Origin of the sequence: Flavobacterium artemisiae, from assembly GCF_042678225.1 — a bacterium.
Classification (GTDB): domain Bacteria; phylum Bacteroidota; class Bacteroidia; order Flavobacteriales; family Flavobacteriaceae; genus Flavobacterium; species Flavobacterium artemisiae.
Genome location: NZ_JBHUDZ010000016.1, coordinates 300,243 through 323,445, shown reverse-complemented (window position 1 = coordinate 323,445; position 23,203 = coordinate 300,243). Strand labels below are relative to the sequence as shown.

Annotated in this window: 16 protein-coding genes; 8 read left to right on the top strand and 8 right to left on the bottom strand. The window is 35.9% G+C overall.

All coding sequences use genetic code 11. From position 1 onward, the window contains the following. The first annotated feature begins 32 nt into the window (after positions 1–32). From ACFSC2_RS17755 to ACFSC2_RS17740, 4 genes are all read left to right on the top strand, one after another. On the top strand, positions 33–1,193 hold the full coding sequence (locus ACFSC2_RS17755) for an efflux RND transporter periplasmic adaptor subunit (protein ID WP_379815679.1): 1,161 nt from the start codon (positions 33–35) through the stop codon (positions 1,191–1,193). Between the two features lie 6 nt (positions 1,194–1,199). Further along, on the top strand, positions 1,200–4,370 hold the full coding sequence (locus ACFSC2_RS17750) for an efflux RND transporter permease subunit (RefSeq protein WP_379815678.1): 3,171 nt from the start codon (positions 1,200–1,202) through the stop codon (positions 4,368–4,370). A gap of 18 nt (positions 4,371–4,388) precedes the next feature. Continuing rightward, positions 4,389–5,795 carry an efflux transporter outer membrane subunit gene (locus ACFSC2_RS17745; RefSeq protein WP_379815677.1) on the top strand — a complete coding sequence of 469 codons (1,407 nt, stop codon included), beginning with the start codon at positions 4,389–4,391 and terminating at the stop codon, positions 5,793–5,795. Between the two features lie 552 nt (positions 5,796–6,347). Continuing rightward, entirely contained in the window at positions 6,348–6,842 is a 495-nt protein-coding gene (locus tag ACFSC2_RS17740) for a hypothetical protein (protein WP_379815676.1), read from the top strand. A 296-nt stretch (positions 6,843–7,138) separates the two neighbouring features. Here the strand turns inward: ACFSC2_RS17740 and fucP are convergent, their stop codons facing one another. The 7 genes from fucP to ACFSC2_RS17705 all read right to left on the bottom strand — a co-directional run bounded on the left by fucP (position 7,139) and on the right by ACFSC2_RS17705 (position 15,079). Beyond that, positions 7,139–8,443 (bottom strand): L-fucose:H+ symporter permease, encoded by a 1,305-nt coding sequence (gene fucP, locus ACFSC2_RS17735; protein WP_379815675.1) that lies wholly within the window; start codon positions 8,441–8,443, stop codon positions 7,139–7,141. A 114-nt stretch (positions 8,444–8,557) separates the two neighbouring features. Beyond that, positions 8,558–8,998 carry a MaoC/PaaZ C-terminal domain-containing protein gene (locus tag ACFSC2_RS17730; protein ID WP_379815674.1) on the bottom strand — a complete coding sequence of 147 codons (441 nt, stop codon included), beginning with the start codon at positions 8,996–8,998 and terminating at the stop codon, positions 8,558–8,560. A 109-nt stretch (positions 8,999–9,107) separates the two neighbouring features. After that, positions 9,108–10,181, bottom strand: coding sequence for a Gfo/Idh/MocA family protein (locus ACFSC2_RS17725; RefSeq protein ID WP_379815673.1), 1,074 nt, complete (start codon positions 10,179–10,181; stop codon positions 9,108–9,110). A gap of 60 nt (positions 10,182–10,241) precedes the next feature. Then, positions 10,242–11,465 carry an extracellular solute-binding protein gene (locus ACFSC2_RS17720; RefSeq protein WP_379815672.1) on the bottom strand — a complete coding sequence of 408 codons (1,224 nt, stop codon included), beginning with the start codon at positions 11,463–11,465 and terminating at the stop codon, positions 10,242–10,244. After that, entirely contained in the window at positions 11,465–12,604 is a 1,140-nt protein-coding gene (locus ACFSC2_RS17715) for a CaiB/BaiF CoA transferase family protein (protein ID WP_379815671.1), read from the bottom strand. The genes ACFSC2_RS17720 and ACFSC2_RS17715 overlap by 1 nt, the downstream gene beginning before the upstream one ends. Before the next feature lie 178 nt (positions 12,605–12,782). After that, positions 12,783–13,934: a CaiB/BaiF CoA transferase family protein gene (locus ACFSC2_RS17710; RefSeq protein WP_379815670.1), complete on the bottom strand. Its 1,152-nt coding sequence runs from the start codon at positions 13,932–13,934 to the stop codon at positions 12,783–12,785. Beyond that, entirely contained in the window at positions 13,931–15,079 is a 1,149-nt protein-coding gene (locus ACFSC2_RS17705; RefSeq protein ID WP_379815669.1) for an ABC transporter substrate-binding protein, read from the bottom strand. The genes ACFSC2_RS17710 and ACFSC2_RS17705 overlap by 4 nt, the downstream gene beginning before the upstream one ends. Before the next feature lie 300 nt (positions 15,080–15,379). On the opposite strand from ACFSC2_RS17705, the gene ACFSC2_RS17700 reads away from it, so the two are divergent. The 3 genes from ACFSC2_RS17700 (at position 15,380) to ACFSC2_RS17690 (ending at position 18,187) form a co-directional block, all read left to right on the top strand. Continuing rightward, positions 15,380–16,393, top strand: a complete 1,014-nt coding sequence (locus ACFSC2_RS17700; RefSeq protein ID WP_379815668.1) for a zinc-binding alcohol dehydrogenase family protein — start codon at positions 15,380–15,382, stop codon at positions 16,391–16,393. A 159-nt stretch (positions 16,394–16,552) separates the two neighbouring features. Next, positions 16,553–17,350 (top strand): SDR family oxidoreductase, encoded by a 798-nt coding sequence (locus tag ACFSC2_RS17695; RefSeq protein WP_379815667.1) that lies wholly within the window; start codon positions 16,553–16,555, stop codon positions 17,348–17,350. Positions 17,351–17,356: 6 nt separating this feature from the next. Beyond that, positions 17,357–18,187, top strand: a complete 831-nt coding sequence (locus ACFSC2_RS17690; RefSeq protein WP_379815666.1) for an amidohydrolase family protein — start codon at positions 17,357–17,359, stop codon at positions 18,185–18,187. A gap of 275 nt (positions 18,188–18,462) precedes the next feature. On the opposite strand, the gene ACFSC2_RS17685 is transcribed toward ACFSC2_RS17690, so the two are convergent. Continuing rightward, positions 18,463–20,139, bottom strand: coding sequence for a glycoside hydrolase family 28 protein (locus tag ACFSC2_RS17685; protein ID WP_379815665.1), 1,677 nt, complete (start codon positions 20,137–20,139; stop codon positions 18,463–18,465). Positions 20,140–20,696: 557 nt separating this feature from the next. On the opposite strand from ACFSC2_RS17685, the gene ACFSC2_RS17680 reads away from it, so the two are divergent. Next, positions 20,697–23,144 carry a right-handed parallel beta-helix repeat-containing protein gene (locus ACFSC2_RS17680; RefSeq protein ID WP_379815664.1) on the top strand — a complete coding sequence of 816 codons (2,448 nt, stop codon included), beginning with the start codon at positions 20,697–20,699 and terminating at the stop codon, positions 23,142–23,144. The last annotated feature ends 59 nt before the right edge of the window (positions 23,145–23,203 follow it).

The window sequence follows — 23,203 nt, the reverse complement described above, 5'->3', positions numbered from 1 at the left end:
ATCATATAATCGATAATTACACATTTTTCACAATGAATAAGCAGTCATTTTTAAGCATTCTCGCAGCATCAATTGTTATCGCATCTTGTGGTAAAAAAGATGATAAATCGGCACAAGCCGGAGGAGCACCGCAAATAAAAGAATATAAGACTCTGATCTTACAGCCAGAATCGGCAACTTTATATACAGACTTCCCAGCGAGTATTCAGGGACAGCAAAATATTGAAATACGTCCAAGAGTTGAGGGCTATATCGACAAAATTTTTGTTGATGAAGGTGCAGTCGTGAAAGCCGGACAGCCTTTGTTTAAAATTTCTGCTCCAGAATACGAGCAGCAAGTTCGTACAGCATCTGCAAGTATTAAAAGTGCTCAGGCAGAAGTAAGTACAGCGAAACTGGCAGTAAATAAAGTGAAACCTTTAGTAGAAAAAGGAATTATCAGTAAATACGATTTAGAATCTGCTCAATATACTTATGAGTCAGCAATGGCCAATTTAGCGCAGGCAAATGCAGCTTTAGTTAATGCAAAAGTTAATTTAGGCTATACAACGGTAACAAGCCCAGTAAATGGAGTTGTTGGTTCGATTCCTTTCCGTTTAGGAAGTTTAGTAAGTTCTAATACAACTGAACCAATGACAACTGTTTCTAGTATCGGAAATGTATATGCATATTTTGCTATGAATGAAAAAATGCTTTTAAACTTCACTCAGGAAAATCAAAGCGCATCTTTAGCACAAAAAATCAAAAAAATGCCAGAAGTAATCCTAGTTCTTTCTGACGGAACAACTTACGGAGAAAAAGGTAGAATTGAAACCGTAAACGGATTAATCAATACGGAAACAGGAACAGTAAATATCAGAGCACGTTTCCCAAATCCAAAAGGAGTTATCAGAAGTGGAAGCAGCACTACAGTAAGAATTCCACAACAAGTAAATCAAGGTTTAATTGTACCTCAAAGTGCGACTTTTGAACTTCAAGACAAAACATTCGCAGTTATTGTTGGAAAAGATGGAAAAACTCAAAACGTAAATATCACTAAACTTGAGAATAACGCTGGTAATTATTATGTCATAACAAGCGGTTTAAAAGCTGGAGATCAGATTGTATTAGAAGGAGTAGCTTCTCTAAAAGACGGTTCTCAAATTAAAGCCAATAATGTAAGCGCAGCAACTGTATACGCCGATTTAAAATAAGAAAAAATGTTTAAAATATTCATACAACGACCTGTACTTTCGACAGTAATCTCTGTTATTATTGTCATCCTAGGAGTTTTAGGTTTGATAGAACTGCCTATCTCTCAATATCCCGATATTGCGCCGCCAACCGTAAACGTTTCGGCAAGTTATACAGGAGCCAATGCCGACGTGGTACTTAAAAGTATCGTAATTCCGTTGGAGGAACAAATTAATGGTGTAGAAAACATGACCTACATGACTTCTACAGCAACAAATGACGGAAATGCTTCTATCAAAATTTTCTTCAAGGTAGGAACAAACCCAGACTTAGCAGCGGTAAACGTTCAGAACAGGGTTTCTAGAGCGACAAGTTTATTACCTGTAGAGGTAACTCAGGCGGGTGTTACGGTTACGAAAAGTCAGAGTAGTAACTTATTGATTTTCTCTTTATACAGTGATGATAAAGCGTACGATCAGACTTTCCTTCAAAATTATGCTAAGATCAATCTTGTACCTCAGATTCAGCGTGTAGTTGGAGTAGGTGATGTAACCGTTTTTGGTGCCAAAGATTATTCGATGAGAATCTGGCTGAAACCAGACATAATGCAGCAATACAAACTGATTCCAAGTGATATTTCGGCAGCTTTAGCTGAACAAAATATTGAAGCTGCACCAGGTAAATTCGGTGAAAACGGAAATCAGGCTTTTCAATATGTAATTAAATACAAAGGACGTTTAGCAAGCGAAAAAGAATTTGGTGATATCATCATTAAATCGGTTGGAAACGGACAAATGCTGCGTTTAAAAGACGTTGCAAAAGTAGAGTTAGGCTCTCTTAGTTATGCTTCAACGATTAAAACAAACGGTGTAGAATCTGCAGCGATGGCAATCAGCCAGACGCCGGGATCTAATGCACGTGATGTAATTATCAATTCTAAAAAATTAATTGAAGAAGCGGCGAAAAACTTCCCTAAAGGAATGAAATACACCATTATGGTGGATGTTAACGAAAACTTAGACGCTTCTATTGAAAAAGTAATTCATACGTTGATCGAAGCTTTTATTCTGGTTTTCATCGTAGTATTTATATTCCTTCAGGATTTTAGATCGACATTAATTCCGGCCATTGCAGTTCCAGTTGCGATTGTGGGGACGTTTTTCTTTCTGAATTTATTCGGATTTACGATCAACTTATTAACGCTTTTTGCGATGGTTCTGGCTATTGGTATTGTGGTCGATGATGCGATTGTGGTTGTGGAGGCTGTACACGCCAAACTCGATCACGGTTATAAATCGGCTAAAAAAGCGACTATTCATGCGATGGACGAAATTTCGGGTGCGATTATTTCGATTACATTAGTAATGGCAGCCGTTTTTATTCCGGTAACTTTTATCACGGGATCTACTGGGGTTTTCTATAAGCAGTTTGGTATTACACTAGCCGTTGCGATTATTCTTTCGGCAGTAAATGCCTTGACATTGAGTCCGGCGTTATGTGCTTTATTATTAAAACCTCACGCAGACGATCACAAACACAAAAGTTTTCTTCAAAGATTTTATACCTCATTTAACGTTGCTTTTGACAATGTTACGGGAAGATATAAACGTTCGGTTGAATTTCTTTCTATCAAAAAATGGATTGTTTTAGCCTCAATTTTGATTGCTGGTCTGGCTTTATTTTATATGATGAAAACGACTCCGTCAGCTTTCGTACCTGCGGAAGATCAAGGAACTGTTTTTGCCAACATTAGTTTACCGCCGTCAGCTTCTATGGAGCGTTCTGACATAATTGCTAAAAGAGTAGATAGTATTGCCAAAACGATTCCGGGTGTAAAAAATACGCTTCGTATTGTGGGACAAAACTTTACGGCAGGTGCAGGTAGTGCCTACAGTATGGTAATTGTAAAATTGAAATCTTGGAACGAACGTGATTTGAGTGTTGATGATGTTATTGGACAACTTTTTGCTAAAACAAGTGGTATTCGCGAAGCCAGTATTTTCTTTATTTCGCCTCCAACCATTCAAGGTTTTGGGCAAAGTGGTGGATTCGAATTTCAATTACAAGATAAAGGAGGTCATACAACGGCTGAATTCTTTAAAGTTAATCAGGAGTTTTTAGCAAAATTATCAGAACGTCCAGAAATTCAATACGCGACAACACCATTTAATCCAGGTTTCCCTCAATATATGATGGATGTTAATTTAGCGAAAGCTAAAGATGCAGGAGTTTCTGTAAACACGATCTTATCTACCATGCAAGGTTATTATGGAGGATTGTATGCTTCGAACTTCAATAAATTCGGAAAACAATATCGTGTAATGGTTCAGGCTGCTCCAGAGTTTAGAGCAAATACAGAAGGTTTAAATAAAATCTTTGTCCGCAACAGTTCAGGAACAATGGCGCCAATTACGGAGTTTGTAAAAATGACAAGGGTTTTTGGACCAGAATCGATTTCTAGATTTAACTTATTTACGTCGATTTCTATTACAGGAGCGCCAAATCCAGGATTTAGTTCAGGAGATGCCATTAAAGCAATTCAGGAAGTAGCGGCAGAAAATCTTCCAGCGGGTTATGGATATGAATTCTCAGGTTTAACACGTGAGGAATTGGCTTCTGGAGGTGAAACGATTTTCATTTTCATTCTGTGTCTGGTTTTCGTTTACTTCTTGTTAAGTGCTCAATACGAAAGTTACATCTTGCCTTTCGCAGTATTATTCTCAATTCCGTTTGGACTAGCAGGAGCATATTTGTTCTCGATTATTTTCAAATTGAATAGTAACATTTACTTGCAGATTTCCTTAATCATGTTAATCGGACTTCTGGCGAAGAATGGTATTTTGATTGTCGAATTTGCCTTAGACAGAAGAAGAAAAGGTCTGCCGATTGTACAAGCAGCAATTGAAGGAGCCGTTGCTCGTTTACGACCAATTTTGATGACCTCATTCGCCTTTATTTTAGGATTAGTACCGTTGATGTTTGCTAGTGGAGCGGGAGCTGTCGGAAATAAATCGATTGGAACAGGAGCTGTAGGAGGAATGTTAATCGGAACCATTTTGGGAGTTTTTGTAATTCCGGTATTGTTTATCATTTTCCAGAATTTACAGGAAAAAGTAAGCGGACCAGCAAAAGATGGTTACGATGATGAAGATGACGATGAAGACGAAATTCAGTTACTAGAAGCTCATAAAGAGTAATAATTTAATTAAGAAAAAATGACTCATAGTTCAAATAAATATATTTTACTGTTAGTAACGGCCGCTCTTGTAAGTGCGTGTTCCGTTACCAGTAAATACGAACGCCCCACGACCTTAAAAACCGACCAGTTGTATCGTGATCAAAATTCATCTGATACGACTACAATTGCCGATATGCCTTGGCAGAGTGTTTTTAAAGATGAAAAATTGAATGCTTTAATTCAAAAAGGTTTAGATCAGAATCTGAATCTTAAAAATGCAATTGAAAATATTGTACAAGCCAGAGCTTCGTTACGTCAAAGTAAATTAGCTTATTATCCTACTTTACAATTGGATGCAAGCGCAACACACACAAAACAGTCAGAAGCAGGATTGAACTTTCCGGCGGGAATCAATATCAATACATTAACCACAACGTATAAGTTAGGTTTAAGCACTTCTTGGGAAGCTGATATCTGGGGGAAATTAAGCAGTTCTAAAAGAGCGGCTTTAGCGAGTTATCTAGCAACAGATGCTGCAAAACAAGCTGTTCAGACACAATTGATTTCAGATATTGCGAATAATTATTTTCTTCTTTTAGCGTATGATAAACAGTTAAAAATTACGCAAGAAACGTTAGAAACCCGTATCAAAAATGTTGAAACGATTAAAGATTTAAAGGAAGGGGCAATTGTAACCGGAGCGGCTGTTGTTCAGAGTGAAGCCAATCAGCATGCAGCAGAAGTTTTGATTCCAGATTTAAAACAAAGCATTCGTGAAACAGAAAATGCGATCAATATTTTATTAGGACAAGCTTCGGGACCAATCGAAAGAGGAGAATTAGGAACGCAGATTATTCCAGAAAACATTGCCATCGGAATGCCGTCGCAATTATTAGAAAATCGTCCAGATGTCCGTCAAGCGGAATTTAATTTCAGAGTTGCTTTTGAAAGTACCAATTTGGCTAAAACCTATTTTTATCCAAGTTTAACTTTGACAGCAAGCGGCGGATTTTCGAATTTAGAATTAAAAGATTTTTTTACTAATTCGATCTTCTATTCTATCATTGGCGGATTAACACAGCCGATTTTTAATCAAGGAAGAAATAAATTAAGACTTACAACAGCGCAGTCACAACAATTACAAGCGTACAATAATTTCCAGCAAAGCCTTTTAACGGCAGGTCAGGAAGTTTCTAATGCCTTGTATTCGTACGAAATGGCTGTTGCGAAAGAAGACTCAAGAGCTAAACAAATAGCAGCTTTAGAAAAAGCAGTCGATTATACAGAGCAGCTTTTAGAATATAGCTCAGCGACCAATTACACAGACGTATTGACTTCGCAGCAAAATTTATTAGCAGCACAGTTGAGCGGCGTAAACGATAATCTACAAAAGCTGCAAGCTGTAGTAGATTTGTACCGTGCGTTAGGTGGCGGTTGGAAATAAATTCTTAATCCGAATTGATTTTAAGCAGTCACTATTAATTAAAATTGTTAATACGAAAAGCGCCTCTTTCCTGTGAGGCGCTTTTTTTTTGTTTTAGGTTGAAAATTTTTTGTTTCAGGTTTCAGGTTGAAAATCATGTTTATATTGTTGTTTCACGCAGATTCAAGAGGATTTTGGCAGATTTATTTGATTTTTTGAAATCTGTAAAATCTGCGTGAAACATTTAGCGTAAAAAAATACCTCTCGCAGATTAGCAGATTTAGCAGATGGTTTTTAAATTATTAGAATAAAAAATCCGCAAAATCTGCAAAATCTGCGGGAAAAAATTACCGTGAAGATTCAATTTCACAAAGATTAAGCAGATAAATTTTCAATTTATTATACAAAGATCTGTGAGAAATAATTAGGTTAAAATAGATTTGTCTATATCGGTTAAAAAGTAGTTTTCGTCGATTAGTTTCGGGTTTCTGTATAATCGATTCGAAAGCATGCCAACATTGGCATTACTTTAGATTCATATCTACTAAAATTAATAATTTAAATCTAAAAGACATGAAAAAATTAGTATTCGCCTCAGTGCTTTTTATGAGTGTATTTTTCGCTCAGGCGCAAGTTTCAATCAATGTAAATATTGGAACACCTCCAAGTTGGGGACCACAAGGTTATGACGACAGCCGTTATTATTACCTGCCAGATATCGATGTGTATTATGATATAGACCAAAGTCTGTTTATCTATGAAAATAGCGGCAAATGGACTAGTGAAAAAAGACTTCCGTCAAGATACAGAAACTATGATTTGTATTCAGGCTACAAAGTAGTTTTGACAGATTACAAAGGAAATTCGCCTTATAATTATCACACAAAACACAGAAAAGCTTATCCAAAAGGTTATGTTGGAAAAGCTCAAAAAAATAGAGGAGAAAAACCAGTAAAAAGCAATAACGGAAAAGGACATAATAAATCGGACAACAGAGGAAATAACAACGATAGAAAACAGTCAGACAAAAAACACGATCACAATCATTCAAACGGGAATCACCGTTAATAAAAACATGACTGAAAGAAAGCGCCTCCAATTGGAGGCGTTTTTGTTTCTTGAGTTTTAAAAAATATTAATGAATTGCCTCCAGCTTTAGCTGGAGGTTAAAAGCTTCTGAATTTATTGGCTTTAGCCAAACTTTGCGCTTAGTTTGGCTAAAGCCTTTTGGTTGCTATAAACAAAAAACCTCTAGCTAAAGCAGGAGGCAATTGATATGTAAATATTTTATTAAAATAAAATTAGTGCCAATTTGTGTAATTCGTGGCTAAAAAAAATAACCCAAATAATCTATGACAAAAAAACTATTCTGAAACCGTTTTCACTTTGTGACCAATAGTACCAAAAGAAAGAATTATTAAGAAACAAACCAGTGGAATAATATATCCTGACTGAATATCATCATGATTCATATCGATCAAAGTTCCCATTCCGTACGGAATAATAGCACCGCCGACAATTGACATTACCAGCCAAGAAGAACCCGTTTCTGTATTTGATTTTAAGCCTTTAATTCCTAAAGAGAAAATAGTCGGGAACATAATTGACATAAAGAATCCGATTCCGCCCAATGCGTAAATTACCACAATTCCAGAACCGTAAATAGCAACCAGACAAAGAATAGCACTCATTACACAATAGATAGAAAGCAGCACATAATCTTTTACAAAACGTAAAAAGAAAGTACCAATAAAACGTCCAGCCATAAAAAGGAAACCATAAATCCCTAAATAATATCCAGCTGTTTTTTCATCTAATCCAGCGCCTTGCTGAGCAATTCTAATAAAGAAACTAGTAATACAAACCTGTGCACCCACATAGAAAAACTGAGCAACAACTCCCCAGCTTAAATGTCTGAATCTTAAAACAGAGAAAAAACCAGGTTTAATTTCAGCTTCTGTGTGAGTTGCTTTCATTGAAGGCAATTGAACGAAATAAAATATAATCGCAACCAAAACCAAGATACTTCCCAAAACAATATAAGGCATTTTTACAGAAGCCGCTTCGCCTAATAAATAAGCCGCTTTTTCTGCTTCCGGCATTGCTGCCATTTGTTCTGGTGTATGATTCGTTCCCGAAAGAATAAATAGCGAACCTACAATAGGAGCGACCATTGCAGCTAATCCGTTGAAAGAAGCGGCTAAATTCAATCGTTTTGAAGAAGACTCAGCTGGCCCTAAAATTGCTGCGTATGGGTTTGCACTTGTTTCTAAAATTGTTAAGCCACATCCAATTACAAAAAGTGCAAATAAAAATAATTCGTAAGTTCTGGTATTAGCAGCAGGAACAAACAGAAATGCTCCAATAGCAAAAACTAATAATCCAGTAATAATACTATTTTTATAACCAAATCTCTTAATCAGCATTCCAGCCGGAATTGCCATTATAAAATAAGCGAAGAATACAGAAGTATCAATAAGAGTAGATTGGCGATTGTTTAATTCGCATGCTTTCTTCAAGTGTGGAATCAAAACTGAATCTAAGTTGTGGGCCATTCCCCATAGAAAAAATAGGCAGGTAACTAAAATAAAAGGCAAAAGATATTGATTTCCTTTTCCGCCTTCTGTCGGCACTTCGTGTTGATCGCCGGCTTGGTTTGTAATTTGCATTCGTTGATAGTTTAAGTTGTTTTTTTTAGGTTCAAAGGTTCAAAGCAACAAAGGTTCAAAGTGAAGAAACCTCTGTTCCTCTGCACCTTTGAACCTTTGTCCCTTGAAGGGAAATTATTTTCTTTTCACAAATAAAAGATGATCACAAACGAGAACCACCTCTCCACGTTGATTAATAATCTCAACATGTTCTGTTACCGCTCCCATTTCTGGATTTTTTGCTTCGCCTTTTTCAGAAATAGTGATTTCAGAATGAATAGTGTCGCCAATATGAACAGGCTTTACAAAGCGCATTTTATCGTAACCTCTTGAAAACGCTTCTGGATTTATTTCTGATGCGGTCAAGCCGATACCAATGCTGAAAATCATTGTTCCGTGTGCAATTCGTTGTCCGAAAGGTTGTGTTTTACACCATTCTTCATCCATGTGGTGCGGGAAGAAATCTCCGGTATGTCCAGCATGAACTACAAAATCAGTTTCTGTTATCGTTCTGCCTACAGTTACTCGTTTGTCGTCGATCGTATAATCTTCGAAAAAAGTGGATTTAAAGTACATAAGTTAAATTCTTTTATTCGTTCGCTCTTTCAAATAAATGTCAAATGAGACTTGTTTGGAAGAGGAATTAAATTTTTGTTTTTTTTGGTTTTGAAATATAGTGTTTTATTTACACTTCATCAAAAGAAATAGCGCCGTTTTTACTGCTTTCGTAACATGCTTCTACCACTTTCATTGTGCCTAAAACATCCTGAACGCTTGCGGATAATATAGAGTCAGAACCTTCTTTGTAGCGCATTAGATTTGACATTGCACCAATAAAAGCTTCAGGAAACCACGAACCTTCTAGTTTAACTTCTGTCCATTCGTATTCGTTTTCGTTATCTTTTTTCGCAAGAGCATATTCAAAAACGTCTGGAAGACCGTCAGGATAATTCATCAACAAGCCCATTTTAGCTTTAATGGCACCTTTTGTTCCTTCCCATTTAATGTAACTTTCTTCGTGTTTTGGTCCAAAATGATGATCGTGATTAGTATTGATTACAACATGTTTGTTTTCGTCATAATCTAAAATAATAGTTGATCGGCTCGATGATAATTTTTTAAGTGGATGTTTAGCCGTTTTTGCATAAACACCTTTCGGATTTCCTAAGAACGAACGAATACAATCGATGTAATGCACACTATGAAAAAGAATTTCCAATCTTGGATGTTCTTTAATTAAAGGAAACAATTCCCAAGGTGTATTTACAGTCACTTTGAATTCAAGATCGTACAATTCGCCAATAATTCCTTCATTAATCAAATACCTTGCAGCACTTACAAAAGACGAAAAACGAAGCTGAAAATTAATCGCAGCAACCAGATTTTTTCTTTCACAAACTGCTACAATCTCGCGTGCCTGAGCCAAATCATTTCCCATTGGTTTCTGGATCAAAACCGCAGCACCATCTGGCAATTGTTCTAAAATTTCGATGTATTGATCAGGTAAAACCGTAATATCATAAACGGCGTTTGAAGGCGCATTTTTAACCGCATCGGCAACACTTTCAAAAACATGATCAATTTTAAATTCTTTCTGTAAATCGTATGCTTTAGAAATTGTTCTGTTGGTAATACCAAAAACTTTAAAACCAGCCATTTCATAAGCAGGAAGATGCGCATCTTTTACGATACCGCTGGCTCCGATAATAACGATTGGCTGTTCTGTTTCGGGAAGTAATGGTTTATATGGAATATTCATTTTGTAAATATTTTATGTTAATTTCAACTTTGTCAAAATTTCAAACTTTGACAAAGTTTTTTATTCTATTTTTTGAATATTAATCTGTGTTTCTTCTAATAATTGTGCTGAAGGAATATCACTATTGATTGCTTTCAAAACCATATGATCGATAAACTCACACACTTTTGGCCAGATTGGCGTTTGTGGCAAAGTCAAAGCATTTTCGTGCAGCATTTCCAATTTATGATAAAAAGGAATCAACGTATTGATTTCTTCATTTTTCCAAGTTGATTTCCTACATCCAATGCCGCCTTCAGTCGTCAATAATTTGTCGCTTTCGGCAGTTGTTGCAAATCGTAAAAAATCATAAGCCAGTTTTTTATGTTTACTTCCTGAACCAATTGTGTATAACCAATACACGTTCAAAGAAGCTGTTTTGTGACCTGAATCGGATGGGAGAGAAGTAATATCGATTTTCCCTTTCACTTTCGATTCTTCAATTACTTCAGCCATTGAAGCAAATCCGAACCAGTTGATCGCCATTGCCGCTTGTCCTTCGGCGAAAGCCAAACCCGCTTCAACCGAACCAAATTCTCTAGATTTCGGATGAACAGCATTTTTGTTATTCACTATTTTTCTATAAAAATCCAAAGCCTCAATTCCTGCTTCGCTATTAATGCAGATTTGATTTTTATTGTTGATTAAAGATCCTCCGCGCGTCCATAACTGCAGGCAGAAGTCAAAAACCATATTATGTCCGTCAGGATAATTGGCAAAAATACAGCCGTATAAATTTTGTTCTGGACGATTAAAAAAAGTAGCAATTTCTGTAAATTCCTGCCAAGTTTTTGGTGTCGAAAGTTCGTAACCAAATTGTTTTTTAAAATTCTCTTTCTCAGTTTCGTTTTCGAATAAATCCTTTCTGTAAATCAGACATTCAGGACCGTCGTGAAAAGGAAGTCCAAAAGTTCCATTATCCAATTGCTGTAAGTGCAAAAGTGATTTATGCCAACCGTAAGGATAATTTTCTGGCGGATTTTCTGCTATAAATGAATATAAATCAAGAACCGCTTTTTCGTGCACAGCATCATAAATCCAATCGGTATTTAGGTGCGCAATATCCCATTTCCCTTCTTTTAAACCCTTTTTTGTAATTGTGGTTTCGTACAAATCATGAAGTTCTAACGGAATCATTTCGGCTTCAATTTCAATATTATTTTGAAGGCAAAAGGCATCCCAAAGCTTTTGAAGTGTGCTTTCGAACGGATCGAATTTTCGAACGGCGATTCTAATTTTTTCCATCAGCAGTCTATAAATTCTTTAATAATTCGTTCGTTATCCTGACCTAGTTTTGGCGAACCTTTGCCGGAAGTCAGATATTCACCATCAATTTTGATCGGACAGCGGGTTGTTTTGTAGCTGTAGCCATCAAGCATTTCGACTTGCTGAGTGAAATTCAAAACCTTGAATCCGTCTTCTGCAAAAAGCTGTTGATAGTTCAAAACTCCTGCGCACCAAATGTCTGCGGGTTCTAAAATATCTAACCAGAATTGCGTTTCTTGAGTTTGTAAATGATCGGCTAAAATATTTTTGATGTCGTCTCTAAGGGTAAATTTATTTTCTGGAAAAGCCAGTAAAGCATCACATTTTAACAATGAAGCCAAAACAGGAATAGAACCCATTGCAAGGGCTAAATAACCGTTTTTGGTTTTGTAAATTCCGTATGGCGCACCTAGATATGCATGTGCATTATTGGTTTTGGTACGAACAGGCAATTCACCTCCATCATTAAAAAATGTAGTAATTGTTTCAAACTGAAAATCAAAAGCCGATTCCAGCATACTTACCTGAACTTGTGCGCCAATATCGTGAGTCGCTTTTCGGTATAAAGCGGCTAAAATTCCCTGCGCCAAATGAGCACCTGCAAGCATGTCTACAATCGATAACCCCATGGGCACTGGACCGTCTTCCTGATTGCCGCTTAACCACGTCAAAGCCGTTAAAGATTGCAAAAGTAAATCCTGACCCGGTAAATCTTTCAAATCTGGATGTTCACCAAAACCAGAGATTGAGCCGTAAATCACATTAGGATTAATGCTTTTTACTTCCTCATAACTCAAACCAATGCGTTCCATAACTCCAGGTCTGAAATTGTGCATTACAACATCCGCTTTAGCTAATAATTTTTTTAATTTTTGAAGTTCCTCTGGTTGCTTAAAATCAATCGCAAACGATTCTTTGTTTCTGTTGATGGTATGAAAAACAGACGATTCGCCGTTCATAATCAAGTCTGAAGTATATAAGGTTCTGCAGATGTCTCCTGTTCCCGGTTTTTCAATTTTTATTACGCGCGCACCCAAATCGGCAAGACGCAGACTCGCTGAAGGCCCCGAAAGAAACTGACTGAAATCTACAATTAAATAATCTTCTAATGGTTTCATTTTTTTAATTTGTTTAACCGTTTAATCGGTTATTCGTTGAATCGTTTTTCAATCAACAATTAAAATCTAATCTGATCTGCTCAAATTTGTGTTAATCTGCGTGAAAAATCTATGCGCAAAAAAAAATTTCACGCAGATTTTAAATGATTTAAGCAGATTTGTACAGATTTTTTTGAAATTATCCTGCAGGATTAATAAACTCTTTGTGTATGCTTAAATTATCTTGACCCACTTTTGGCGCTGCTTTTTCACTTAAAAGAATTTCGCCGTCAAGCTGAATCGGACTTCTGGTGGTAATCAAAGTTTCTCCTTCGGTATTTTTTACAGTTTGTTTTAGCTGTAATTCGTTTACAAATGGCTGATTATCCAATTCTTCATAATTAAAAACTTTACCGCACCAAATGCCTTCCTTTTGAAGGATTTTAATCCAATAATCAGAAGTTTGGGTTTGAATTCTTTCGCTCAAAATCGTTCTGATTTCGTCTCTTTTTTCAAACCACAAATGTTTATCCGCGAAAGCGTTTAAGTCCAATCCTAACGTTTTACCGATGAAAATCAGATCGCCCATTGCAAGAGACAAATAACCGTCTTGGGTTTTATAAACTCCGTAAGGCGCACTTAAAAAAGCGTGCGCACTTCCTTTGATATCGCCACGTTCCGGCAATTGTCCGCCATCATTTAAGAAAGAAGTAATCGCTTCAAACTGCACATCTAGAATTGATTCTAACAAGCTTACTTCGACCAAAACGCCTTTTTTGGTTTTGGCTCTTTTTAAAAGCGCTGCTAAAATTCCTTGTACAAAATGATTGCCGCACATTAAATCGGCAACTGCCAATCCGAACGGAACTGGGCCTTGACTTTTGCGTCCGCTTAACCAGCTTAATCCAGAAAGTGATTGTAATAATAAATCCTGTCCCGGTTTTTTTGCCCACGGACCTTCATTGCCGTAACCTGTAATCGTTCCGTAAATAATCTGTGGATTAATTGCTAATGTATTTTCGAAATCTAAACCGATTTTTTCCATAACGCCCGGTCTGAAATTATGCGTCATGATATCCGCCTTTTCGATTAGTTTTTTAATCAAAACTAAATCGTCAGGATTTTTTAAATCGGCAGCAAAAGATTCTTTATTTCTGTTGATCGTATGAAAAAGTAAACTGCTGTCGTCTACAAATAAATCTTTAATACTCAATTGTCTGCAGGCTTCGCCTTTTACAGGACGCTCAATTTTGATTACGCGTGCGCCCAAATCAGCCAGTTTTAATCCGGCAGAAGGTCCTGCAAGAAACTGACAGAATTCCAGAACAATTAGTCCTTCTAAAGGTCTCATATGGTCTGAATTTTTAGAGATTCTGCGTAAAGCGCATTCATTTCTTCCAAAACTTTATCTTCGTCACCACCGTACATTAAATAGTTGCGAACGATGTCTCCGGCATGATCCTGAAAATACATATGTCCGTAATATCTCGGACGCAAAAATGCGCGTTGTAAAGCGGGTAATGTATTTTTAAAATAATCATGCGTCAATTCGTTCAATCGGTCGCTTTTCCAAGCTTCCAGATGTCCTGGCTGACCGCCATTATCGGTATAAATATTTTGTTGTGTATGAGAAGAACCCGTAAAATCTGCATAACGAATCGCTTCGCCAATATGCGCGCTGAAAGAAGAAACTGCCAAACCTGTTCCGCCCAAAGACGTAATCATAGGTTTTTCATCTAAACTTACTAAATCGAAAAAATGTAAAAGATTTTTGCTGTAACCGGTTCTCGAATAATTCGAATAGCCATAAGCAAAAGGGCAGTAGGCAATTTCATCAGAATTTACCATTGCTTCATAGACCTGAATCGGATTTCGGTTAAAGTTTATAGGATCAATTAACTTTGCTAATTCTCTAAACATCAAAAGCGCTTTTTTTCCAGTAATTGGAGAAATTACTTTTTCTTCAGTAAGAAACGGAGCTTCGCCTAAACTGCAGCAAAACATATAAAAACTCATTAAAACATCTACTGGAATTCCGGCAAAGGCTACTAAACCTTTTTTCGCCAAATTCAGTAAATCTTCATACGTTTTTGGTACTTCCAGATTGTTTTTTTCTAAAAGATCTAATCTAGCAGATGCCACAGGAGTTGCAGCATCAATAGGTAATGCCCATAATTTATGGTGAAAAACATAACTTTCGTAGGATTTTCCAACGGTGTTATGTTCTTGATCTTTAATATAATCAGATGATAAATAATCGGATAGCGGAAGAATTGCTTTTGTCTGCGCTCCAAAACCTGTCCAAGGATGATCTATTACCAATAAATCAAATCTTTTGGCAAGGTCTTCAATTGAAGCATCCGCAAATTCTTGTAAACTTCTTTTCTCCCAAGAAATTTCAATTTCTGGATGTAACTCAGTAAAACGTTGTGATGTGGCAACCATCGGAAGCAAACCTCTTGTATGGTTCCAAGTTATGCCTTTTAGTTTTATCATTTTATAGGTTTTTGGATAGTGAATGTTAGTTGGAAATAATAAATGTAGAATTTACAATTACAAAATTAAAAATAAGATTGAAACGAGCAAGAAATCCCGTGTTTATTAACAATGGTTTTTGCAGAAATCTATATTTAGAGTAAATATTTTTACAAACGATATAAAAAATGTTATAAAATTTTAGAATTTAATCATTTTAAAAGTAGTTAAATAAAATATATCTCGGATATTAATTTAGAAAAAGTATTTTTGTAATTGTAATTTTTACATTTATTATTTTACACGAAAACTAATTAACTGATGAAATATATTGTTTGCGAAAAACCGCAGGAATTTTTATTAAAGGAAACCAATATTCCTGAACCAAAAGATGGTGAAGTTTTATTGAAAATTAAAAGAATCGGAATCTGCGGAACTGATATACACGCTTTTGGCGGAACACAGCCGTATTTTGAATATCCAAGAATTTTAGGCCACGAATTGGCTGCTGAATACATAAAGGGAAATGCAGAAGGATTTAAACCAGGCGATAAAGTAACTTTTATTCCGTATTTTAACTGTGGAAAATGTGTTGCCTGCAGAAACGGATTAACGAACTGTTGTGTAAATATCAAAGTTTTCGGAGTGCATATTGACGGAGGGATGGCAGAGTATGTTTCGATTCCTGAACAATATTTACTGCACGGTCAAGGTTTAGATTATGATAAATTGGCTCTGGTTGAACCATTAGCAATCGCAGCACATGGAGTAAGAAGAGCAGCTGTAAAACCAACTGATACCGTTTTGGTAATGGGAGCGGGACCAATCGGAATTGGTTTGATTCAGTTTGCTAAAATTGCTGGAGCAAAAGTTATCGTAATGGATATCAACGATTATCGATTGAATTTTTGTAAAGAGCAATTAAATGCAGACGAAACCATTAATCCGTTAAACGATGATGTTGCTGCGAAATTGGCTGAATTAACAAACGGTGATATGGCAAATGTAGTGATTGATGCGACTGGAAATCAGAAAGTAATGAATAGCGCTTTCAACTATATTTCGCATGGCGGAAGATTTGTTTTGGTTGGACTTCAAAAAGGAGAATTGAGTTTTAGTCATCCTGATTTCCACAAAAGAGAATCGACTTTGATGAGCAGCCGAAATGCTACAATCGAAGATTTTGAATATGTAATGAAATGTCTGAAGGAAGGAAAAATCGATCCGAAGAAATACATCACACACAGAACGAGTTTTGATGAAATGATTAACGATTTCGGAAAGCTGATTGATCCTAAAAATAATGTGATTAAGGCGTTGATTGAAGTAGAATAAGTGTATTATAAAGTACTGTTTGTCATTTCGACGAAGGAGAAATCTCTACAAGTAGCTCCATACAGAAATTCGCCAATCTTTGTAGAGTTTCTCGCGAAGATTTCTCCTTCGTCGAAATGACAAAAATGAGGAAAACTATAACTTTAAATAACCACAAAAATGGATTTAAATTTAAAAAATAAAATAGTTGTCGTTTCTGGTTCGGCTGGAAAAGAAGGCAGTATAGGAGAAACAATTGTCAATAGATTGGCAGATGAAGGCGCAATTCCCGTTTTAGTTGACAGAAATGCAAGAGGTTTCGAATACGTAGAAAGACTTCAGAAAAGAGGCGTTAATTCGCTTTTCGTACAGACAGATGTAACTGATCCTGTTGCAATAGAAAACGCTGTAAAAGTGATTGGAGCGAAATACGGGAGAATTGATGCTATAATCAATAATGTTGGAGTAAATGACGGCGCAGGATTAGATTCTAGTTACGAAGATTTCATGAACTCTTTGAAATTGAATGTGGTAAGTTATTTTCTTTTAGCTAAATATTCACTTCCGTTTTTAAAAGAATCAAAAGGAAATATTTTAAATATTGGTTCAAAAGTAGCTTTAACAGGGCAGGGAGGAACTTCTGGTTACGCTGCTGCGAAAGGCGGAGTTTTGGGCTTAACAAGAGAATGGGCGGTAGATTTGATTCAGTTTGGAATTCGTTCGAATGCCATTATTATTGCAGAAAGTTATACACCAGCATACGAAGACTGGATTAAAACATTGCCAGACGGCGAAACGGTTTTGAATAAAATCAATAAAAGTATTCCGCTAGAAAGTAGAATGACCAAAACAGAAGAAATTGCAGATACAGCACTTTTCGTTATTTCTGAAAAATCGTCGCATACTACAGGACAATTTGTTTTTGTGGATGGAGGTTACGTACATTTAGACCGCGCATTAATCAGCGATGTTAACTAAGAAATTATGAGCAAAAGAATTGATTCCCATCAGCATTTTTGGAAGTTTGATCCCGTTAGAGATAGCTGGATTGATGAAACGATGCAAAATATTCAGAGAGATTTTCTTCCAGAAGATTTAGAGCCTTTATTAAAACAAAATCAGTTTGAAGGCTGTGTCGCTGTTCAGGCAAGTCAGTCTGAAGAGGAAACGCAATTTTTATTGGATTTAGCTTCAAAAAATGATTTTATCAAAGGAATTGTAGGTTGGATAGATTTAAGAAATGAAAATATCGAAGAGCGTTTGCAATTCTTTTCCAATCAAAAAAAACTAAAAGGTTTTAGACATGTAGTTCAAGGTGAACCAGATGATTTTATGTTTGGCTCGGAATTCAGAAGAGGAATTCAAGCTTTAAAGTCTTTCGATTATACTTACGATATATTAATTTTCCACCGTCAATTACCCGCTGCAATCAGTTTGGTAAAAGATTTCCCGAATCAAAAGTTTGTAATCGATCATATTGCAAAACCAGATATTAAATCGGGAGATATTGATTCTTGGAAAAAAGGCATTGAAGAAATTGCAAAATACGACAACGTTTGGTGCAAAATCTCTGGAATGGTCACAGAAGCTGATTGGAAGAACTGGAAACCAAAAGATTTAAAACCGTATCTGGATGTTATTTTTGAAAACTTTTCTGTCGATAAATTAATGTACGGATCAGACTGGCCGGTTCTTAATGTAGCTTCTGATTATAAAGAAGTGGTAAAAACTTTAGAAGATTATATTGCTGAATTTTCGATTGAAGATCAGAATAAGATTTGGTTTGAAAATGCTAAAACATTTTATAAACTATAACTTTTTTGAACCATATAAGTGATATAAGTTCAATTTAGATGGTTTAATTATTTCTTGCAAAGACGCCAAGTCACTATTTAAGCTTCGGAGAAGCGAAATATTTATAGAAAGAAATATTGATTTACAATATAAAGCTCCAGCGGAGCGACATGTTTTTTATAATACATATGTCGCTCCTCTGGAGCTTTTCATTTATTTTATTGTATGATATTCTATAAATATTTTGCTCCGCTGGAGCTTTTGAGAAGTTTGCTTTAGACATCTCACACCACGATTTAAAATTTTACAGCCTTTTTAGAAACATCCTTTCCAATAGTAGTAGTTTTAGATAAATTAGAACCACTTAAATCGATATTTTTACTTGCTCCACCATCAATTGTAATAGTGTTTGATGAACCAGGGTTAAATTCTACAGCCTTTAAAGAAAGGTTTTGAACATTGTACATCTCAAAGGCATTTTTAGCTTCGATATCTAATTTTACATTGTTGATTTTAATTCCGTTAGCATCAATTATAGAAAAACCTTTTTGTGATTTTGCAATTAGGTTCGAAATTTCGATATTTTCTAAATTCATTTCAGGAAGACCTTGTAAAAATACCGCTTGCTGAGCACCTTTAATCGTAATATTTTTGATTGAAATGTTTTTAAACTGAGGTGTTTCTTCGTTTACAGGAATAGCTTTTGTACTTACTGTATTACCGCCTTCAGCCAAAGTTTCAGCGATTGATTTTCCGCCATAATACAAATCAAAAGAAATCGCTTGAGACGGAATATCAGTCATAAAAACGTCTGAAATAAAGATGTTTTCTACAACACCGCCACGTCCGCGCGTGCTTTTAAAACGAAGTCCGACATCAGTTCCCATAAAAGTACAGTTGGAAACATGCAGGTTTTTTACACCTCCCGACATTTCGCTTCCCACCGTAACACCGCCGTGACCGTGATATACGATATTGTTTTTTACAATGATATTTTCGCACGGAACACCTCTATCGCGTCCGTCTTTATCTTTACCCGATTTAATACAGATCGCATCATCACCCACATCAAAACTTGAATTTTCAATTATCACATTTTTACAGGATTCTACATCAAGTCCGTCACCGTTTTGAGAAAACCACGGATTTCTAACGGTTACATTTCGAACAATTAAATCCTCAATTAATAAAGGATGAAGATTCCAAGCAGGAGAGTTCTGGAAAACAGGTCCGTCAAACATAACTCTTTTACTATTCTGAATGCTCACCAAAACTGGACGGAGAAAATCATGAATTGCTTCAAAATCTTCTTTTGTTTTCAAATCATGACGCACGTTTTGATCCGCGCCTTTAGCACCTTTCATATATTGTTCTGACGGATACCAGCTGTCTTTCTTTTCATTTAAAACTCCTCCAGAAGCTACAAATTTCTTCCATTGTTCGTCGGTAAGTTTACTTTTTTTAACCTGTCTCCAAGCTTCGCCAGAACCATCCCAAACCCCATTTCCTGTAAAAGCTACATTTTCAAGATTTTTGCCATAAATAGGAGAGATGCATCTCCACGTATTTAAACCTTCAAAACTGGTTTCGATAATTGGATATAAAGTTTTATCTGTAGAAAATTTAATTAAAGCGCCAGTTTCTGCATGAAGCTCAATATTGCTTTTTAAAATAATCGGACCCGTAAGCCAAATTCCAGGTGGAATAATTAATTTTCCTCCTCCTTTTTTAGAAAGTGCCTCAATCGCATCTGCAAAAGCTTTAGTGTTTAATATATAACCTCCATTTACTGCTCCATAGTCCTTTAAATTCACACTGTTTTTGGGAATAACAGGTTCGTTAACTTTTGGCATTTTAAACTCAATATTGGCATAAGTATCTGCCGAAGCTGTGTTTTGAGCGTTCCCGTTTATTCCAAGACAGAGTATCAATGCCATTGTCAAAGAAAAAAGATTTAGTCGGTTGGTTTTCATTGTTAGTAATTTTTTGGTGTTATTTTTATAGATGTGAAAAATTAGTTCTCACATAAATAATAATAGTTAAATGTAATCGATTACACAAATCTATTAAAAAAAGTTTAGAAAAGAAATTTCATGGCTTAAAATTGTTTGCCACAGATTAAGAGGATTAAAATGATTTTTTTGTTTTTTCGAGAATGATTGCGACGAATTACACGAATTGCACTAATTTTTTCTCAGCATCTCTTTAAAAATAATCGACGATTTGAATAAAAAAATCTATAAAAATCATTTTAATCTGTGGCGAATAAAATTACTGCAATTCGTGTAATTCGTCGCTATAAAACAAACGAAACAGGAGGGTACAGGATACATATAACTTTATGTTCAAGTAAATTGGACGAATTATTTGGTAAAAGTGTTAAAAATACATTTATTTGTAAAATTAATACCATTTAAATTGAATGCCTTATAATTTTATTCCAAGAAAAAAATCAAATATCTAAATAATGCGCTTAAATTCTTTTACTAAAATACTCGTTGTCTTTTTGTTAATACTCACTTCCTTTTCAATGAGTGCGGGAGAAATTTGGATTTCCCCTAAAGGAAGTGACAAAAATTCAGGAACAAAAGACAGTCCGCTGGCAACAGTTAGTATGGCGATGCGAAAAGCCAGAGAACTCCGTCGATTAAAAGATTCTTCTATAAAAGGCGGTATCCGTATCATTGTTATGGACGGAACGTATTATTTAAACGAACCATTATTTGTAAGACCAGAAGATTCTGGAACTGCTGAAAGTCCTACCACAATTGAGGCGGATGTAAATGCAAAACCAATTATTCACGGCGGAATCGAAATCAAAAACTGGACAAAATCAACAACAGTTATAAATGGACTTAAAAAAGGTGCTGTTTGGGTTGCTGATGCTCCAATAAAAGCAGGAAGTTTGATTGATTACAGACAATTATGGGTAAATGGCAAAAAAGCCGTAAGGGCCAAAAATACTGCAGGAACTGCTATGGAACGCATTTTATCTTGGGATCATGAAGGGCAGACTTGCTGGATTCCGTTTAAAGATAAATCGGTTAAGTTTGAGCCGGGAATGGAAATGTTTATCGTGCAATGGTGGTCGAATGCTAATCTACGTATCAAAAATATTGAAGTGAAGAAAGATAGTGCCAAACTTTCGTTTGAAGAACCGGAAAGCCGTATTCAAAGTGAACATCCTTGGCCTGCTCCGTGGATTTCTAAAAATAACGGAAACTCGGCTTATTTCTTAAATAATGCTTTTTCACTTTTAAACGAACCGGGCGAATGGTATTTGGACAAGAAAAATGCTAAAATCTATTATATTCCGAGAACAGGTGAAGAGATTAATTCAGTTAAAGTTACGGCTCCAGTTTTAGAAAATTTGGTTGAAGTAAAAGGAACAATTGATTCTCCTGTAAGTCATTTTCAATTTAAGGGAATTTCATTTCAATACAGCAACTGGCTTCGTCCTTCGCAACAAGGTCACGTGCCTTTGCAGTCTGGTTTGTATTTATTAGACGCTTACAAATTGAAACAGCCAGGAACTCCAAATCAGGCGAATTTAGAAAATCAGGCTTGGGTTGGAAGACCTCGAGCATCGGTTGAAGTCAATTATGCGAATAATATTCTGTTTGAATCCTGCCGTTTTGAGCATTTGGCATCGACAGGTTTGGATTTAAACAAAGGAACGAATCACAATACCGTAAAAGGGAATTTATTTAAAGATATTGGCGGAAGCGCTATCAATGTCGGTATTTTCTCTGAAGAAGCTTTTGAAGCGCATTTGCCTTTAATCATAAAAGATGAAAGAGAAATGTGTTCGGATGAAGTGATTGCTGATAATTTGATCACCAACGTAACCAATGAAGATTGGGGAACTTTGGGAATCAGCGCTGGTTTTGTTCGAAATATTACAATTGAACACAACGAAATTTCAGATGTATCGTACTCTGGAATGGCAATGGGCTGGGGTTGGACGCACACGCCAAACGTGATGCAAAACAATAAAATTCTAGGAAACAAAATTCATCATTACGCCAAACATTTACACGATGTAGCGGGAATTTACACGCTTTCTGCACAGCCGGGAAGCCGAATTGAAGAAAATTATATTGATAAGGTTTACAATAGTCCGTATGCACACGACCCATTCTTATGGCTGTATTTGTATACGGATGAAGGTTCTGAAGGTTTTTCGATTAAAAACAACTGGATTGCCGAAAAGAAAATCCTAAAAAACCATAACGGTCCAAAAGGAAATATCTGGGAACACAACGATCCGTATATAAGTACCAAAATTAAAGACAATGCCGGAATCAGAGCGCCTTACAAAGCTTTAGAAAAAGAAGTTGTAATCGATGAAAAATGGGGATTGCAGGAAATGCCAAAACCATACGCAATTGAACTGATTGGAAATGATTTTGACATCGAGAAAATCAAATCAACTTTGACAGGTTTTAGAATTGTGGGTCAGGAATTGTATCAATGGAAAAACCATCTGGTGATTTACGGAAAAATGAATCAGCCGGAAAGAACAAAACGAAAACTGGCGGGCGCTTTTCCTTCTTTAGAAATAAAAATCTACGACGATTTGGTTTATGATTTCCAGAATTTTGAAAGATGCAAAGATTCAAAACCAGCATCAGATTGGGAAAATGTGGTTCTAACAGCGAATCTTCCTGCTGATGAAAAATTACAGAAAGAATATGTAGAATATCATAAAACGCAATTCGAAAAATGGCCGGAAGTAGCAAAAGGTTTTTGTAATGCCGATTTTCAACAATTACAAGTCTTCAAAAAAGACAGACAATTGATCTTGGTGATCAGTATTCCGAAAGGGGAAAATCTGGATAAATTAAATCCGAAAACGACACAAAACAATCCTCGAGTAGACGATTGGAATACTTTAATGAAAAAATACCAAAGTGGAATCGAAGGCACAAAACCTGATGAAACTTGGATTTTCTTAAACAAAGTAGAAACGAAATAATATTTAGTATCCTAACAGGTTTCCAAAACCTGTTAGGTATTTCTAGAGACAAAGAATAA

Bases quoted from the DNA above. Each gene is read 5' to 3' on its own strand.
- ACFSC2_RS17690 (WP_379815666.1), top strand. From the start codon at position 17,357: ATGAGCAAAAGAATTGATTCCCATCAGCATTTTTGGAAGTTTGATCCC.
- ACFSC2_RS17755 (WP_379815679.1), top strand. From the start codon at position 33: ATGAATAAGCAGTCATTTTTAAGCATTCTCGCAGCATCAATTGTTATC.
- ACFSC2_RS17700 (WP_379815668.1), top strand. From the start codon at position 15,380: ATGAAATATATTGTTTGCGAAAAACCGCAGGAATTTTTATTAAAGGAA.
- ACFSC2_RS17695 (WP_379815667.1), top strand. From the start codon at position 16,553: ATGGATTTAAATTTAAAAAATAAAATAGTTGTCGTTTCTGGTTCGGCT.
- ACFSC2_RS17705 (WP_379815669.1), bottom strand. From the start codon at position 15,079: ATGATAAAACTAAAAGGCATAACTTGGAACCATACAAGAGGTTTGCTT.
- ACFSC2_RS17745 (WP_379815677.1), top strand. From the start codon at position 4,389: ATGACTCATAGTTCAAATAAATATATTTTACTGTTAGTAACGGCCGCT.
- ACFSC2_RS17680 (WP_379815664.1), top strand. From the start codon at position 20,697: ATGAGTGCGGGAGAAATTTGGATTTCCCCTAAAGGAAGTGACAAAAAT.
- ACFSC2_RS17730 (WP_379815674.1), bottom strand. From the start codon at position 8,998: ATGTACTTTAAATCCACTTTTTTCGAAGATTATACGATCGACGACAAA.
- ACFSC2_RS17710 (WP_379815670.1), bottom strand. From the start codon at position 13,934: ATGAGACCTTTAGAAGGACTAATTGTTCTGGAATTCTGTCAGTTTCTT.
- ACFSC2_RS17740 (WP_379815676.1), top strand. From the start codon at position 6,348: ATGAAAAAATTAGTATTCGCCTCAGTGCTTTTTATGAGTGTATTTTTC.
- ACFSC2_RS17720 (WP_379815672.1), bottom strand. From the start codon at position 11,465: ATGGAAAAAATTAGAATCGCCGTTCGAAAATTCGATCCGTTCGAAAGC.
- ACFSC2_RS17725 (WP_379815673.1), bottom strand. From the start codon at position 10,181: ATGAATATTCCATATAAACCATTACTTCCCGAAACAGAACAGCCAATC.
- ACFSC2_RS17685 (WP_379815665.1), bottom strand. From the start codon at position 20,139: ATGAAAACCAACCGACTAAATCTTTTTTCTTTGACAATGGCATTGATA.
- ACFSC2_RS17750 (WP_379815678.1), top strand. From the start codon at position 1,200: ATGTTTAAAATATTCATACAACGACCTGTACTTTCGACAGTAATCTCT.
- fucP (WP_379815675.1), bottom strand. From the start codon at position 8,443: ATGCAAATTACAAACCAAGCCGGCGATCAACACGAAGTGCCGACAGAA.
- ACFSC2_RS17715 (WP_379815671.1), bottom strand. From the start codon at position 12,604: ATGAAACCATTAGAAGATTATTTAATTGTAGATTTCAGTCAGTTTCTT.